Origin of the sequence: Dyella marensis, assembly GCF_900112865.1 — a bacterium.
Taxonomy (GTDB): domain Bacteria; phylum Pseudomonadota; class Gammaproteobacteria; order Xanthomonadales; family Rhodanobacteraceae; genus Dyella_D; species Dyella_D marensis_A.
Genome location: NZ_FONH01000019.1, coordinates 52,360 through 67,281, shown reverse-complemented (window position 1 = coordinate 67,281; position 14,922 = coordinate 52,360). Strand labels below are relative to the sequence as shown.

The window sequence follows — 14,922 nt, the reverse complement described above, 5'->3', positions numbered from 1 at the left end:
GATCGAGAGGAAGCGCTTCGCCATGAACGCCGATATCCAGCTGTCCACCTCGCCATCCGCGTGGACGCCCGCTTCCTGGCAGCGCCGCACGGCACTGCAGCAGCCGCTGTACGAGAACGCCGGCGAGCTCGCCCAGGCCACCGCGCACCTCGCGCGCCTGCCGCCCCTGGTCACCTCGTGGGAAGTGCTCGCGCTCAAGCAGGCGCTGGCCGAGGCGCAGGAAGGCCAGCGCTTCCTGCTGCAGGGCGGCGACTGTGCCGAAAGCTTCGCCGACTGCACCAGCCCGGTGATCTCCAACCGGCTCAAGGTACTGCTGCAGATGAGCCTGGTGCTGGTGCACGGCATGCGCATGCCGGTGCTGCGCGTGGGCCGCTTCGCCGGGCAGTACGCCAAGCCGCGTTCGACTGACATGGAAACGCGCGACGGCGTAACCCTGCCCAGCTTCCGCGGCGACCTGGTCAACAGTCCCGAATTCACCGCCGAGGCGCGGCGCGCCGATCCGCAGCGCCTGATCCAGGCGCATGCGCATTCGGCGCTGACCATGAACTTCGTGCGCGCGCTGATCGACGGCGGCTTCGCCGACCTGCATCACCCGGAATATTGGGACCTGGCCTGGGTGGAGCACTCGCCGCTGGCCGCCGAATACCGCCGCATGGTCGCCGGCATCGGCGATTCGCTGCGCTTCATGGAAACCCTGGCCGGGCCGATCGCCGGCTTCACCCGCGTCGACTTCTTCACCTCGCACGAAGCCCTGCTGCTGCACTACGAAGAGGCGCTGACGCGCCAGGTGCCGCGCCATCCGGGCTGGTTCAACCTGTCCACGCACTTCCCCTGGATCGGCATGCGCACCGCCGCGCTGGACGGCGCGCACGTGGAGTATTTCCGCGGCATCCGCAATCCAATCGCGGTAAAGGTCGGTCCGTCGGTGACGCCGGAACAACTGCTGCCGCTGGTCGAGGCGCTCAATCCCGACGATGAACCCGGCCGCCTTACCCTGATCCATCGCATGGGCAACGCGCAGATCGCCAAGGCGCTGCCGCCGCTGCTGGACGCGGTCAAGCGCGCCGGCCGCCGCGTGCTGTGGGTGGCCGATCCGATGCATGGCAATACCGAGAGCACCTCGAACGGCTACAAGACCCGCCGCTTCGACAATATCCGCGGTGAACTGGACCAGGCCTTCGACATCCACGCGGCCGCCGGCACGCGCCTGGGCGGCGTGCACCTGGAGCTCACCGGCGAGGACGTCACCGAATGCATGGGCGGCGCGCGCGACCTCAGCGAGGCCGATCTCGACCGCGCCTACAAGTCGACGGTGGATCCGCGCCTCAACTACGAGCAGTCGCTGGAGTTGGCGATGCTGATCGTGCACAAGTCGCAGAAGGGCGGACGAGCGTAGAGCATGCAATGAAAAAAGGGGCGCTTTCAGGCGCCCCTTTTCATTTGCAGTGATTTATCAGCTATGCGTTAGCGTGTCATTTCCAAGACGTGATCAGCATCCGCCATCACCGGCTTCCCGCCCACCGTATCCAGGAACCTCGGCGCCCGCCACGCCTGCGCATGCTGCTCGTAGCCATAGGCGATCGTGATCAAGGTCGGCTCGCTCCACTTCGCGCCAAAGAACACGATGCCGACCGGCAGGTCGTGCGCAAAACCGGCCGGCACCGTGATCGACGGATAGCCCGCCACCGCCGCCGGCTGGGACGCGCCGCCCACGGTCGGATCGCCGCTCACCACGTGGTCGCCGAGCACCGGATCGGTCACGAAGGTCGGTCCCCAGGACGGCGCCAGCAGCGCATCCAGATGATCCTTGGCCAGCGCGACGTCGATGCCCTCCGGCCCGGCGAAGCGCTTCGCCTTGGCCTGTGCTTCCACGTAATCCTTGTCGGTCAGCGGCCCCTTGGCCTGCGCCTGCTCGAACAGTTCCTGGCCGAACCACGGCATCTCGCGTTCGGCCTCGCGCTTGTTGAACGCAATGAGGTCGGCCAGCGTCTTCATCGACGTGCCGGTGCGGGTAGCGAGATACGCCTGCATATCCTGCTTGAGGTCATACAGCAGCACGGTGAGCTCCGGATCGCCCAGCTCCTTCAGATGCGGCAGCTCCACCGGATCGACGATCACCGCGCCTTGCGCCTTCATCAGCGCGATCGACTGCTCGAGGATGCGGTCGGCATTCGGTTCCGCCCCGGCCAGTCCCCGCACCACGCCGATGCGCTTGCCTTTCAAGCCGTTCGGGTCGAGGAAGCGCGTGTAGTCGGTCGCATGCTTGTCCGCCTCGGCCGTGGCCGGATCGCGCGGATCGCTGCCGGCGATCGCGCCCAGCACCGCGGCCGCATCGGCCACCGTGCGCGCCATCGGGCCGGCCGTGTCCTGGTTGTGGCTGATCGGGACGATGCCGCTGCGGCTGACCAGGCCGACCGTCGGCTTGATGCCGACGATGCCGTTCGCCGCGGCGGGGCAGATGATCGAGCCGTCCGTTTCCGAACCGATCGCCACCGTGGCCAGGCCCGCCGCCACCGCCGCGCCCGAGCCGGCGCTGGAGCCGCAGGGATTGCGGTCCAGCGCGTACGGATTGCGCGTCTGCCCGCCGCGCGCGCTCCAGCCGCTGCTGGCGTGGTTGGAGCGCATGTTGGCCCACTCGCTGAGGTTGGTCTTGCCCAGGATCAGCGCGCCGTTCTTGCGCAGCCGCGCCACCAGGCCTGCATCGCGCGGCGCCGGCGGCGCGTCGGCCAGGGCCAGCGATCCGGCGGTGGTGAGCATGCGGTCGCCGGTATCGATGTTGTCCTTCAGCAGCACCGGGATGCCGCGCAAGGCGCCCTTCGGCTTCTGCCGGTCGATCTGCGCGGCGAGCTTGAGCGCATCCGGATTGGTTTCCAGCACCGCGCGCAGCGCCGGGCCGTCGCGGTCGATGCGCTGGATGCGCTCCAGGAACAATCGCGCCAGCGCCTCGCTGCGCAGCTGCCCGGCATCCATGCGCTGCTGCAGTTCCTTGATCGAGGCCCAGGCCAGCGCAGGATCGGCCGACTGGGCGGGCAGGGCGGTGCTGGCGAGCAGCAGGGCGGCGAGCGAAAGCGAGAGCGGCAGGCGGGTCACGGCGGTCTCCGGTCGTGCGGCATGAGGCCGCATCGTAGCCGGATGGACCCCGGGTCGACGCATATAATCGCCGGATGGATACGAGAGCCCAGCTGTGCCATGCCAGGCGTGTGTGGTCCTCCATCGTGCTGTCAGCCGCCATGGCCATCGCCGGCGCGGTGCACGCGCAGGCGGCGGACAACGCGCCGCCGCACGTGCCCGATACGCTCAAGCAGCGCATCGCCAGCTGTACCGCCTGCCATGGCGAGCGCGGTGAAGGCACGCCGTCCAGCGGCTTCTTCCCGCGCCTGGCCGGCAAGCCCGCCGGTTATCTCGCGCGCCAGCTGAAGGACTTCCAGGACGGCCTGCGCAAGTACGGCCCGATGGAATACACCACGCGCTATCTCACTCCCGACTACATGCGCGAGATCGCCGAATACTTCGCCGCGCAGGACGTGCCGTACGCGCGCTCGCCGATGCCGCGCATTGCGCCGGACGCGTTCAAGCGCGGCGAGGAGCTGGCCACCAAGGGCGATCCGTCGCGCAAGATCCCGCCCTGCGCGGCCTGCCACGGCACGCAGTTCACCGGCGTGCAGCCGGACGTGCCCGGCCTGGTCGGCCTGCCGTACGACTACATCAGCTCGCAGCTCGGCTCCTGGCGGACCAAGACGCGCGCCACTGTGGCGCCGGACTGCATGGCGGAGATCGCCAGCCGCCTGAGCGTCGAGGACATCAGCGCGGTCTCGGCCTGGCTGGCCGGCCGCGAGCTGCCGGCGGACATGCATGCGCAGCCGGCCGGTTCGATCGCGCCGCCGCTGCATTGCGGCGTGCTCGACGCGGGAGCGCAGCCATGAAGATCTTCCGCATCGGCATCGCCGTCGTCGTGCTGCTCGGCCTGGGGCTTGCCGGCTGGCTGTTCCTGCGCGGCGGCCAGCCGTCCGTGCCGCGTTCGGCCAGCCGGGTGGACGCTGCCGCGCTCAAGGATCCCGCGCTGATCGCCAAGGGCGAATACCTCACCCTGGTCGGCGACTGCGCCTCCTGCCACACCGGGCAGGGCGGCGCGCGTTTCGCCGGCGGCCGCGTGGTCGGCACGCCGTTCGGCGACATCCCCGCGCCCAACCTCACGCCGGACCGCGAGACGGGTCTGGGCGAGTGGAGCTTCGAAGCGTTCCGCCAGGCGCTGCACAGCGGTGTCGACCGCCATGGCCAGTTCCTCTATCCGGCCTTCCCCTACACCTCGTACACCAAGGTGTCGCGCGACGACGCGCTGGCCATCTTCGCCTACCTGCAGTCGCTGCCGCCGCTCAAGCAGGCGGCGAAGCAGCCCGGGCTCGGCTTTCCCTACAACGTGCGCAACACCTTGAAGGCCTGGCGCGCGCTGTATTTCCGCGAAGGCGAATACGTCGCCGACAGCACCAAGTCGCCGGAGTGGAACCGTGGCGCCTACCTGGTGCAGGGCCTGGGCCACTGCAACGAATGCCACGTCGAGCGCGACTCGTTCGGCGGCATGCGCAGCGACCAGTCGCTGTCCGGCGGCCAGATCCCGGTGCAGAACTGGTACGCGCCGGATCTCAGCACGCAGGCCAATGGCGGCCTCGCCGGCTGGAGTGAACGCGACATCGCCGACCTGCTGAAGACCGGCCAGTCCGCCAAGGGGGCCGCGTTCGGCCCGATGGCCGAGGTGGTGGCGCGCAGCACCCAGCATCTGAACGATGCGGACCTGCATGCGATCGCCACTTACCTGCAGTCGCTGCCGGCGCGTCCGCGCGTGTCGTACGAGCCGTCGCTGCTGGATACCAAGCCGATGCTCGACCAGGGCGCCAAGGTCTACGCCGAGCGCTGCGCCGACTGCCACGGCCGGGACGGCCAGGGCGTGGCCGGCGTCTATCCGCCGCTCAGCGGCAATTCCTCGGTAAACGAACCCACCGGCATCAATGCGATCCGCGTGGTGCTGCTGGGCGGCTTCGCGCCGTCCACGCAGGGCAATCCGCGGCCCTATTCGATGCCGCCGTTCGCGCAGCAGCTCAACGACGCCGACGTCGCCGCGGTGGTCACCTACATCCGCCAGTCCTGGGGCAACCAGGCGCCGCTGGTGCAGGAGCGCGACGTGATCAAGTATCGGCATACGCCGATCGATTGATCGATTCGTAGGTTGGGGTGAGCCGCAGGCGAACCCCAACATGCCTGCATCCCGCGACGGCTGTTGGGGTTCGCCTGCGGCTCACCCCAACCTACGTCATGTGTCGCCGATCAGAAGCTGCGCCCGTCCACCGGAATGCGCTTGATGGCCGCCAGGTCGATCCCTTCCAGGCAACGCACATTCACTGCCGTCATCGCCGTGCCGTCCGGCGCGGTGCCCAGGGCGAACGGCGCGCAGCCGCACTGCTTGCAGAAGTGGTGCGCGATCGCATGCTTGTTGAAGTGATAGACGCCGACCTGGCCGTCCGCAGCATGCACGTGGGCCGATTCGCGCGGCACGAACCACAGCAGATAACCCTTGCGACTGCAGTGCGAGCAATTGCATTCCATCGCCTGTTCGGGCGGCGCGGCGTCGACTTCCAGGGTGATCGCGCCGCAGTGGCAGCTGCCTTTGAGCATGGTCAGGTCCTCCTTGGGAAGAACCGCACCCTACGCACCCGGACGGCCATGGGCAACGCTGGCGCGCACCTGCGCCGCCAGCTCCAGCCATGGCGCCAGGTCCCAGTGCCCGCGCGCCTGCCCGGACGGCGACGGCAGCACGAACAGCCGGCTTGCGCCGAAGGTCTCCGGCTGCAGGCCGTAGCCGGCCGCGCGGCCCAGCGCGGCGCGCGCCGCGGCCTTGCTGGTGAAGGCGAGCAGGGCGGGCGCGTAGCGTTCGATCTTGGCGCGCAGCGCCGGCACGTCGAAGGCGTCGCGCGGCAGTTCGTCGTCGTTGCCGGCGTGCAGCTTGGCCACGTCGGTGAGGCCCAGGCCGTAGCCGGGCAGCAGCGGATATTCGGCCGGCGCCAGCAGGCGCGGGGTGAGGCCGGACGCGTGCAGCGCGCGCCAGAACATGTTGCCCGGATGCGCGTAGTAGGCCTGTTCGGCCGCCGAGCGCCTGCCCGCGGCGGTGCCGCAGAACACCAGCGCAAGCCCCGGCTGCAGCAGGTCGGGCAGGATGTGCGCCGGCTCAGTGCGCGGCATCGGCAAGCAGGAAATCGGTGTACTGGAAGCGCCCGTCGCGCAGCGTGGATTCGCCGCGCCGCAGCGCCAGCGGATGGCGGAACAGCGGCCCGCCATAGCTGAGCGTGTGGAACTCGCCGCGCTCGCCGCAGGGATCGACGCCGGTGGGCAGCGTATCCAGCAGCGCGTTGTCGAACGGACGGCCGCACCACGCGGCATCGAGCTGCTGCGTATCCACGCAGCACAGCACCGCGCGATGGCCTTCGCCGACGAAGCGCCGCGCCAGCGCGGCGGTGTCCTCGCCCCACAGCGGAAACACCGCGCGCCAGCTCAAGGCGCCGAGCTGGCGCACGCGGTAGTCGCGCACGTCGGCCAGGAACAGGTCGCCGAATGCGCAATGCCGCACGCCGGGCCAGTGCATGCGCGCCTCGGCCAGGGCGCGCGCCTGCGCGGCCTCGTAGTCCTCGTTGCCGCTGGGCCAGTCCAGCTCAGCCTCCAGCAGCGGCAGGCCCAGCGCCCGCGCCTGGGCCTGCAGCACCTCGCGGCGCGTGCCGTGCATGGCCACGCGCTGGTAGGTGCGGTTGACCGTGCACAGCAGGCCCACCACCTGCCAGCGCGGCTCGCGCAGCAGGGCTTGCAGGGCCAGCAGGCAGTCCTTGCCGCCGCTCCAGGCCAGCAGGATGGGCGTGGTTTGCATCGCCGTACTTTAACGGCAGCCGCGTCCGTTCATATCCAGACCACGCGACGTGAACATGGCCTGCGGCAGGGTGGGGCGCGACCTCGCCGCGGACCTGCTCCCCCCGATCGCGCATGGCTACCGACTTCGCCGCTTTCTGGAACGACCATCTGCTTGGCCGCCTCGGCATCACGGTGGCGGTCGCGCTGGCGCTGGCCTTCGTGCTGCGCCGCGTGGCGCGCGCCGTGCTGCGGCGGCTGTCGCGCCGGCATCCGGCTGCCTACGGCATGGTCAGCCGCGCCAATGCGCCGATGGAATGGCTGGTGCCGCTGCTGACCGTGTCGGTGGCGCTGCGCGTCACGCCGGATGTGGAGTCGCTGCGCTTGATGGGCGATCTCCACCATGCGCTGCTGGTGGCGCTGATCGCCACCCTCACCTGGCTGGTAGTGCGCTGCATCGGCGCCCTGGAAGACCTGGTGATCCGCCTGCACCCGGTCGACCAGGCCGACAACCTGCGCGCCCGCAGCGTAGTCACCCAGGTCCGGGTGCTCAGCCGCTCGACCATGGTGCTGTTCATCCTGGCCGGCCTGGCTGCGGTGCTGATGACCATCCCCGGGGTGCGCCAGTTCGGCGCCAGCCTGCTGGCCTCGGCCGGCCTTGCCGGCCTGGCGCTGGGCATCGCCGCCAAGCCGGTGCTGAGCAACCTGATCGCCGGCCTGCAGATCGCCCTGGCCCAGCCGATCCGGCTGGACGACGTGGTGATCGTGAAGGGCGAATGGGGCCGCATCGAGGAGATCACCGGCACCTACGTGGTGGTGCGCATCTGGGACGAGCGCCGGCTGGTGGTGCCGCTGAACTGGTTCATCGAGAACCCGTTCGAGAACTGGACGCGCCGCAGCTCCCAGCTGATCGGCACGGTATTCCTGTGGGTCGATTACCGCCTGCCCGTGCCGCCCCTGCGCGCCGAGCTGGAGCGCCTGTGCGAGGAGGCCAGGGAATGGGACCGCCGCGTCTGCGTGCTGCAGGTGGTCGACGCCGGCGACCGCGCCATGCAACTGCGCGCCCTGGTCAGCTCGGCCGACTCCGGCCAGGGCTGGGACCTGCGCTGCCGCATCCGCGAAGGGCTGATCGCCTTCGTCCAGCGCGAATATCCCCAGTACCTCCCGCGCACCCGGATCCAGTGGGAGCGCGAACCCGACGACGCGCCGGCCGGCGGCCCGGCACCGGCGGCCGGGCCCTAGCCGGCGGCGTTCCGGCGTGAACCCCGCACCCGCCGGTCCTGTCTGAGGGAACGCAGCTTCCGCGCCGGCCGGTCCGGTGGCGGGCGCTGGCACGACGGGGTTGGCGGGCTGCGCACTGGCGCATCGACGCCCGTCCGCCCAGCCGCTATAAAGACCCTCCGAGAGGGGAGTGTTCGGTGAGTGAAGAGATTCTGATCAATGTGACGCCGCGCGAAACCCGCGTCGGCGTGGTGGAAAACGGCATGCTGCAGGAAGTGCATGTCGAGCGAGCCTCCCGCCGCGGCTATGTGGGCAATGTCTACAAGGGTCGCGTGCAGCGCGTGATGCCGGGCATGCAGGCGGTGTTCGTCGATATCGGCCTGGAGCGCGCGGCGTTCCTGCACGCCTCCGACATCGTGCGTCCGCCCTTGCCGGTGGTCGCCGAAGGCGCCGAGGCGGTCGTGGTACCAGCCGGCAACGGCCCCACGCCGTCGATCACCGAGCTGGTGCATGAAGGGCAGGAGATCGTGGTCCAGGTGGTGAAGGACCCGATCGGCACCAAGGGCGCGCGGCTGTCCACCCATCTGTCCATCCCGTCGCGCTACCTGGTGCTGCTGCCGCATGCGCGCACGCTGGGCATTTCCGCGCGCATCGAGGACGAGGCCGAGCGCCAGCGCCTGAAAGAGGTGATGACCTCGCTGATCGGCGAGAACCCGCTGGGCTACATCGTGCGCACCAACGCCGAGGAGCAGACCGCCGAGTCGCTCGCCTTCGACGTCACCTACCTGGGCAAGGTGTGGCGCGTGGTGCAGGAGAACATCGCCAAGTCCAAGGTCGGCGAGCGCGTCTACGAGGAACTCTCGCTGCCGCTGCGCAGCCTGCGCGACATGCTCAACGACGACATCGAGAAGGTGCGGGTGGATTCGCGCGAGACCTACGAGAAGGTCGTCAAGTTCGTGCACAAGTTCATGCCCAGCCTGGACGACCGCGTCGAGCACTATTCGGGCGAACGCCCGATCTTCGACCTGTACGGCGTGGAAGACGAGATCCAGCGCGCGCTGAAGAAAGAAGTGCCGCTGAAATCCGGCGGCTACCTGATCGTCGACCAGACCGAGGCGATGACCACGATCGACGTCAACACCGGCGGCTACCTCGGCACGCGCAACCTGGAAGAGACCGTCTATCGCACCAATCTCGAAGCCGCGCAGGCTGCGGCGCGCCAGCTGCGGCTGCGCAACCTCGGCGGCATCATCATCATCGACTTCATCGATATGACCGACGAGGAGCACAAGCGCCAGGTGCTGCGCATGCTGGAAAAAGGCCTGCAGCGCGACCACGCCAAGACCACGGTGTATCCGATGTCCGCGCTGGGCCTGGTGGAGATGACGCGCAAGCGCACCACCGAAAGCCTGGAACGCCAGCTGTGCGAGCCGTGCCCTGCCTGCGGCGGCCGTGGCGCGGTGAAGACCGCCGAGACGGTGACCTACGAGATCTTCCGCGAGATCACCCGCGCGGTGCGTCAGTTCAACGCGGAAAAACTGCTGGTAATGGCCAGCCCGAAGGTGGTCGGCCGCATCCTCGAAGAGGAATCGGTGGCCGTGGCCGAATTGGAAGAGTTCATCTCCAAGAGCATACGCTTCCAGGCCGAAGAGCATTATTCGCAGGAACAGTTCGATGTGGTTCTCCTCTAGTTCACCGCGCGGCGAGAGCCGCCGGTGAACGTTTCCGTGCGCCAGCGCCTGCACCGGATCGCCCGCGCATTGGGCTGGGTGCTGGGCGTGTCCGTGATCAGCCTGGCCGTGCTCGCCGGGCTGATCCAGCTGCTGCTGCCGACCCTGGCCAGCCATCCGCAATGGGTGGCGGCGCAGCTGAGCCGGCTGCTGGAGCGGCCGGTCTCGTTCGCCTCGCTGGAAGGGCGCTGGGAACCGTCCGGCCCGCTGTTCGTGATGCGCAATACGGTGGTGGCCGCGGGCCCGGGCGAAAGCGCGCTGAGCATTCCGGAGACGGAACTGAAGTTGGATCTTGGCGGCTGGCTGATGCCGGCGCGCCACCTGGTCAACCTGCGCGTGCGCGGCATGCAACTGGACCTGGCGCGCGGCAAGGACGGCAGCTGGCACGTCAACGGCATCGGCGTGGCCGGCGGCGGCGAGCGCCAGAATCCTTCGTTCGGCCGCCTGTCGGTCGAGCTGTGGCTGCGCGACCTGCGCCTGGACATCGCCGACGAAACCACCGGCAAGCATTACGCGCTGCTGGCCAGGCAATTGCGTGTGAGCCGGCAGGGCGGCCGCGTGCGCGTCGGCGCGATCCTGCAGCGCGAAGGCGTGGCCGGCGAGCTGCGCGGCGCCGGCAACTTCCGCGAGGACGGCGCCGACGGCCGGCTGTGGATCGCCGGCAGCAAGGTGGACCTGCGCGCCTTCGCCGCGGGCATCGACCTGGGCGGCTATACGGTGGACAGCGGCAACGGTACGTTCGCCAGCTGGCTGGACTGGCGCGACGCGAAAGTGGTGCGCAACCTCACCCGCCTCGACCTCGACGGACTGGCACTGACCAATCCCGCGGGACACCAGGCGCGGGTGGCCTCGCTGCATGCGCTGGGCGACATGAACAAGACCGCGCAGGGTTTGCGCGTGCGCTGGGGTGCGGACGACGGCGGCGCGCTGGTACTGGACGTGCACAACGGCGCCGACGGCCATGCCGACGAGGCGCTGATCGCGGCGCGCGACCTGCAGCTCGGCGCGCTGGCGCCGTGGGCAGCGCTCAAGCCCGAGCTGTCGCCGGGCATGGCGCAGTGGCTGGGCACCGGCAAGCCGCGCGGCAAGCTCGGCCAGGTGGCGCTGCGCTGGACGCGTGCCGACGGCCTGGCCAGCGCCAATGTCGGCTTCAGCGGCCTGGGCATCGACGCGGTGGGCAAGCTGCCCGGCATCGACCGTCTCGACGGCGTGCTGCGCGGCGACGCTGGCGCGCTGTCGGTCGAGCTGCCGCCGCAGGCCACCGTGCTGCGGTTCCCGCGTACCTTCCGCAAGCCCTTCGCGCTGTCGCGCCTGGCAGGCGATATCGCGGCATGGCATGAGGACGGCGACTGGCATCTCGGCATCGAGCCGCTGGACTTCGTCGGCGCGGGCTTCGGCGGGCAGGCGCGCGGCGAGATCCGTCTGCCCGATGCGGGCGGACGTCCTTTCCTCGATCTGTACGCCATGCTCGACCACGCCGACATGGATGCGGCCAAGCTGTTCTGGCCGATCGATTCCATGTCGCCGCAGGCGATCGAATGGCTGGACCGCGCGCTGGTCGCCGGCAAGATCGAGCGCAGCGACATGCTGGTGCGCGGCGACCTGAAGGACTGGCCGTTCCACGCCAACGAAGGCCGCTTCGAAGCCCGCGCCGAGCTCAGCGGGCTGAGCCTGGACTACGGCAGGAACTGGCCGCGCGCCGAGGGTATCGACGCGGTCGCCAACTTCGTCAACAACAGCATGCTGGTCGAAGCCAGCGGCGGCGAATCGCTGGGCGTGAAGACCGAGCGGGCGGTGGCGGTGATTCCGGATCTGGCCCATACCGTGCTGGACCTCAACGTGCACGGCTCCGGCAGCGGCGCCAGCCTGATGGATTTCGTCAAGCACAGCCCGATCGGCAGCCGCCAGGCCGACACCCTCAACAAGCTCAGCCTGGGCGGCGCCGGCACCTTCGATTTCCATCTCTCGCTGCCGATGAACAACGCCAGGGAATTCTTCCTCAACGGCACTACCGACCTGAAGGACGTCGACCTCAACGCGCCGGACTGGAACCTCAAGCTCGACAAGATCAGCGGCCAGGCGAGCTTCGACGGGCACGGCTTCCGCGCCGGGGCGCTGGACACCGTATTCCGCGGCCAGCCGTCCAAGCTGGACATCGCCATCGCCGGCGCCACCGGCCGGCCGGACACCGAGTTCTCCGCGCGCCTCAGCGGCCGCTACGGCATGGCCGAGCTGGTGCAGGGACTGTCCCAGCTGGACTGGCTGAAAGACGTCGCCAGCGGCCGCAGCGACACCACCGTGGGCTTCGACATCGTGCGCCCGGACACCGTGGCCAATGCCGCGCAGCTGCTGACCCTGGACACCAACTTCGCCGGCATGGCGCTGGACCTGCCGGCGCCGCTGAAGAAATCCGCCGACGCCAGCCTGCCGACGCACCTGGCGCTGACCTTGCCGGTGTCGGGCGGCGACCTGCAGATCGCGCTGGGCCAGGTGATGCGCCAGCGCTTCCGCCTGCCTGACGACAAGCGCCCGCTGGCCGCGAGTTTCGCCTTCGGCACGCGCATGCCCGACACCGTGCCGGACAAGGGCATCCGCGTGCGCGGGCGCGCCGCGCGCATGGACGTCACCGGCTGGGTGCAGCGCGCCGTGGCCGGCAGCAGCACCGGCGGGCCGGGGCTGGAGAGCATCGACGTGAGCGCGGACCAGGCCGAGCTGTTCGGCCATCCGTTTCCGTCGATGCGCATCCAGGCCGCGCCGGAGAGCGGGCAGTTGAACGTGGACGTGGACAGCGCGGATATCGTCGGGCGTTTCATCGTGCCCACCGACGATCTCGACAAGCGCGGCGTCACCGCACGCCTGCAGCGGCTGTATTGGCCCAAGACCAGCGGCCGCTCCAGCGACGCCAAGACCAATCCCGGCGACCCGCCGAAGACCGATCCGGCCAACACCGGCATCACGCCATCGTCCCTGCCGCCGTTCCACCTCTGGGTCGGCGACCTGCGCTTCGGCGAATCCAGGCTCGGCGAGGCGCGCCTGGAAACCTGGCCGACCGACCGCGGCCTGCATATCGACCAGCTGCGCGCGCAGTCGCGCAGCGTGCAGATCAACGGCAGCGGCGACTGGGACGGCACGGCGACCAGCAGCCGCAGCCATCTGCGCATCGATTTCGCCGCGGAAAACCTCGGCGACATGCTCGGCGCGTTCGGCTTCGCCGGCCTGTTCAACGGCGGCAAGACGCGCGCGCACCTGGACGCCACCTGGCCCGGCGCGCCGTCGGCGATGGAGCTGGCCAACATGGACGGCAAGCTCGGCATCCAGGTTACCGACGGCAGCATTCCCGAGGTCGCCCCCGGCGTAGGCCGTCTGTTCGGCCTGGTGTCGCTGGTGGAGCTGCCGCGCCGCCTGACCCTGGATTTCGGCGACGTGTTCGGCAAGGGGCTGGCGTTCGACTCGATCACCGGCGACTTCGTGCTGGCCGACGGCAACGCCACCACCAACAACCTGTCCATGCGCGGACCGGCGGCGGAGATCAATATCAAGGGGCGCACCGGCCTGCGCGCGAAGGACTACGACCAGCAGGCGCTGGTGATCCCGCATCTGGGCAGCAGCCTGCCGATCGTCGGCGCGGTGGTGGCCGGGCCGCTCGGCGCGGCCGCGGGTTTCGTCGCGCAGGGACTGCTCGGACGCGGTCTCAACCGCGTGGCCAGCGCGCGCTATCACATCGGCGGCAGCTGGGATAAGCCGGATATTTCGCTGGTGGAGAAGAAGAACCTCTCCGCCGCGGAAGCCGCGTCGTCCACGGCTCCCGCACCCCTCACCGCACCGGCGCCGGCGAGCAGCTCGGCGCGCTGAGCGCGCTCAGGATCGGCGCGCTCAGGATTCCGTGGGTTCGACGGGCTTGGTGCTGCCGCGGAACGGGAACAGCTGCTGGCGCACGAAGCCGTCCGGCATGTAGTCGCCGACCACGCCGTACTTCTCCGGGAATTTCTTCGTCGACTTCACCGCGGTGCCGAAGAGGTAATCGAGGAAGGCGTAGTGCGCCGCGTAGTTCTTGTCGATCGCCTCGTCGTCGGAGGCGTGGTGCCAGTGGTGGAAGTCCGGCGTTACCACCAGGTATTTCAGCGGGCCCCACGGCAGGTGCACGTTGGCGTGGTTGAACACCGCCTGGAAGCCGACCACGATGATGTAGGCATTCATCACGCCTTCGCTGAAACCCAGGATGTACAGCGGCGCCAGCACGCACACGCGGGTGAAGATCAGCTCCAGCATGTGCTGGCGCGAGCCGGCCAGCCAGTCCATGGTCTTCACGCTGTGGTGCACCGCGTGGAACCGCCACAGGAACGGCACCTCGTGGTACGCGCGGTGCGTCCAGTACTGCGCCAGGTCCGCCACCAGGATGCACAGCAGCAGCTGCGGCACGAAGGCGATATCGCGCACGGTCTGCTGGAAGCCGCTGGAGACCAGCCAGCCGAACAGGTGGTGCAGCAGGAAGTTCACCACCAGCAGGGCCAGGCCGACGATGAAATGGTTCACCGCGAAATGCTTGAGGTCCGTCTGCCATTCCTTGCGGAACAGCGACTGGCCCTTGTACAGCGGGAACAGCTTCTCGATCACCACGAAGATCAGCGTCGAGCCGAGCAGGTCGAGGATGAACCAGTCCAGCCCGATGTACGGCGTGTGGTCGGGAAAGCTGCCCACCGGCACGCGCGAGCCGCCCATCGCGGTGGCGGCGACCACCAGGGCGAAGGCGACGATATTGATGTTGCGCAGGCGGCCGAGGATCACGTTGCCGAGCGAGATGCCGCCGGCGATCAGCAGCGCCGCCAACAGCAGCTGGCGCAGCACGTCGACGGAATACTTGTGGCGCAGGTCCGGCGTGGTCAGGTACTGCGGGAAGTGAAAGGCCAGCACGCCGAGCAGGCTGAGGATGCCTAGAGACAATGCGAGCACGCTGCTGATCTTGCCCAGGCCCGGCTTGAGCTCGCCGTCGCGATGCAGCAGTTCGCGGGTGTCCTCGAGCGGGGCTTTGACAGTGCGGTCGATGACCTTGTGGGCCAGCTCGCGTTTGGAGGTGTCGCTCATCGGT

Annotated in this window: 11 protein-coding genes; 6 read left to right on the top strand and 5 right to left on the bottom strand. The window is 69.2% G+C overall.

Translation table 11 applies throughout. The features are described 5' to 3' along the window. Positions 1 to 22: 22 nt before the first annotated feature. Positions 23 to 1,396 (top strand): class II 3-deoxy-7-phosphoheptulonate synthase, encoded by a 1,374-nt coding sequence (locus BM172_RS18415; RefSeq protein WP_026635857.1) that lies wholly within the window; start codon positions 23 to 25, stop codon positions 1,394 to 1,396. 68 nt (positions 1,397 to 1,464) lie between these two features. Here BM172_RS18415 and BM172_RS18410 read toward each other — a convergent pair whose 3' ends face one another. After that, a complete protein-coding gene (locus BM172_RS18410) occupies positions 1,465 to 3,123 on the bottom strand; it encodes an amidase (protein WP_026635858.1) in 1,659 nt (552 codons plus the stop codon). Between the two features lie 41 nt (positions 3,124 to 3,164). Here BM172_RS18410 and BM172_RS18405 point away from each other — a divergent pair, with 41 nt between their 5' ends. Next, a complete protein-coding gene (locus BM172_RS18405; RefSeq protein WP_035323688.1) occupies positions 3,165 to 3,923 on the top strand; it encodes a c-type cytochrome in 759 nt (252 codons plus the stop codon). Next, positions 3,920 to 5,209: a cytochrome c gene (locus tag BM172_RS18400; protein WP_026635859.1), complete on the top strand. Its 1,290-nt coding sequence runs from the start codon at positions 3,920 to 3,922 to the stop codon at positions 5,207 to 5,209. Before BM172_RS18405 ends, BM172_RS18400 begins: the two co-directional genes overlap by 4 nt. A 110-nt stretch (positions 5,210 to 5,319) precedes the next feature. Here BM172_RS18400 and BM172_RS18395 read toward each other — a convergent pair whose 3' ends face one another. Genes BM172_RS18395 through BM172_RS18385 form a run of 3 tightly spaced genes read right to left on the bottom strand, consistent with a single transcriptional unit; the run spans position 5,320 to position 6,907 of the window. Beyond that, positions 5,320 to 5,667, bottom strand: coding sequence for a GFA family protein (locus tag BM172_RS18395; RefSeq protein WP_026635860.1), 348 nt, complete (start codon positions 5,665 to 5,667; stop codon positions 5,320 to 5,322). 30 nt (positions 5,668 to 5,697) lie between these two features. After that, positions 5,698 to 6,231 carry a mismatch-specific DNA-glycosylase gene (locus tag BM172_RS18390; protein WP_026635861.1) on the bottom strand — a complete coding sequence of 178 codons (534 nt, stop codon included), beginning with the start codon at positions 6,229 to 6,231 and terminating at the stop codon, positions 5,698 to 5,700. After that, on the bottom strand, positions 6,218 to 6,907 hold the full coding sequence (locus tag BM172_RS18385; RefSeq protein WP_026635862.1) for a Dph6-related ATP pyrophosphatase: 690 nt from the start codon (positions 6,905 to 6,907) through the stop codon (positions 6,218 to 6,220). The genes BM172_RS18390 and BM172_RS18385 overlap by 14 nt, the downstream gene beginning before the upstream one ends. Before the next feature lie 113 nt (positions 6,908 to 7,020). On the opposite strand from BM172_RS18385, the gene BM172_RS18380 reads away from it, so the two are divergent. From BM172_RS18380 to BM172_RS18370, 3 genes are all read left to right on the top strand, one after another. Continuing rightward, complete coding sequence (locus tag BM172_RS18380; protein ID WP_051548853.1) at positions 7,021 to 8,127, top strand: mechanosensitive ion channel family protein; 1,107 nt, start codon at positions 7,021 to 7,023, stop codon at positions 8,125 to 8,127. Between the two features lie 176 nt (positions 8,128 to 8,303). Beyond that, positions 8,304 to 9,797, top strand: a complete 1,494-nt coding sequence (gene rng / locus BM172_RS18375; RefSeq protein ID WP_026635863.1) for a ribonuclease G — start codon at positions 8,304 to 8,306, stop codon at positions 9,795 to 9,797. A 24-nt stretch (positions 9,798 to 9,821) separates the two neighbouring features. Next, positions 9,822 to 13,688: a YhdP family protein gene (locus BM172_RS18370; protein ID WP_035323690.1), complete on the top strand. Its 3,867-nt coding sequence runs from the start codon at positions 9,822 to 9,824 to the stop codon at positions 13,686 to 13,688. A gap of 21 nt (positions 13,689 to 13,709) precedes the next feature. Here BM172_RS18370 and BM172_RS18365 read toward each other — a convergent pair whose 3' ends face one another. Beyond that, positions 13,710 to 14,918: a sterol desaturase family protein gene (locus BM172_RS18365; RefSeq protein WP_035323693.1), complete on the bottom strand. Its 1,209-nt coding sequence runs from the start codon at positions 14,916 to 14,918 to the stop codon at positions 13,710 to 13,712. Positions 14,919 to 14,922: the final 4 nt, after the last annotated feature.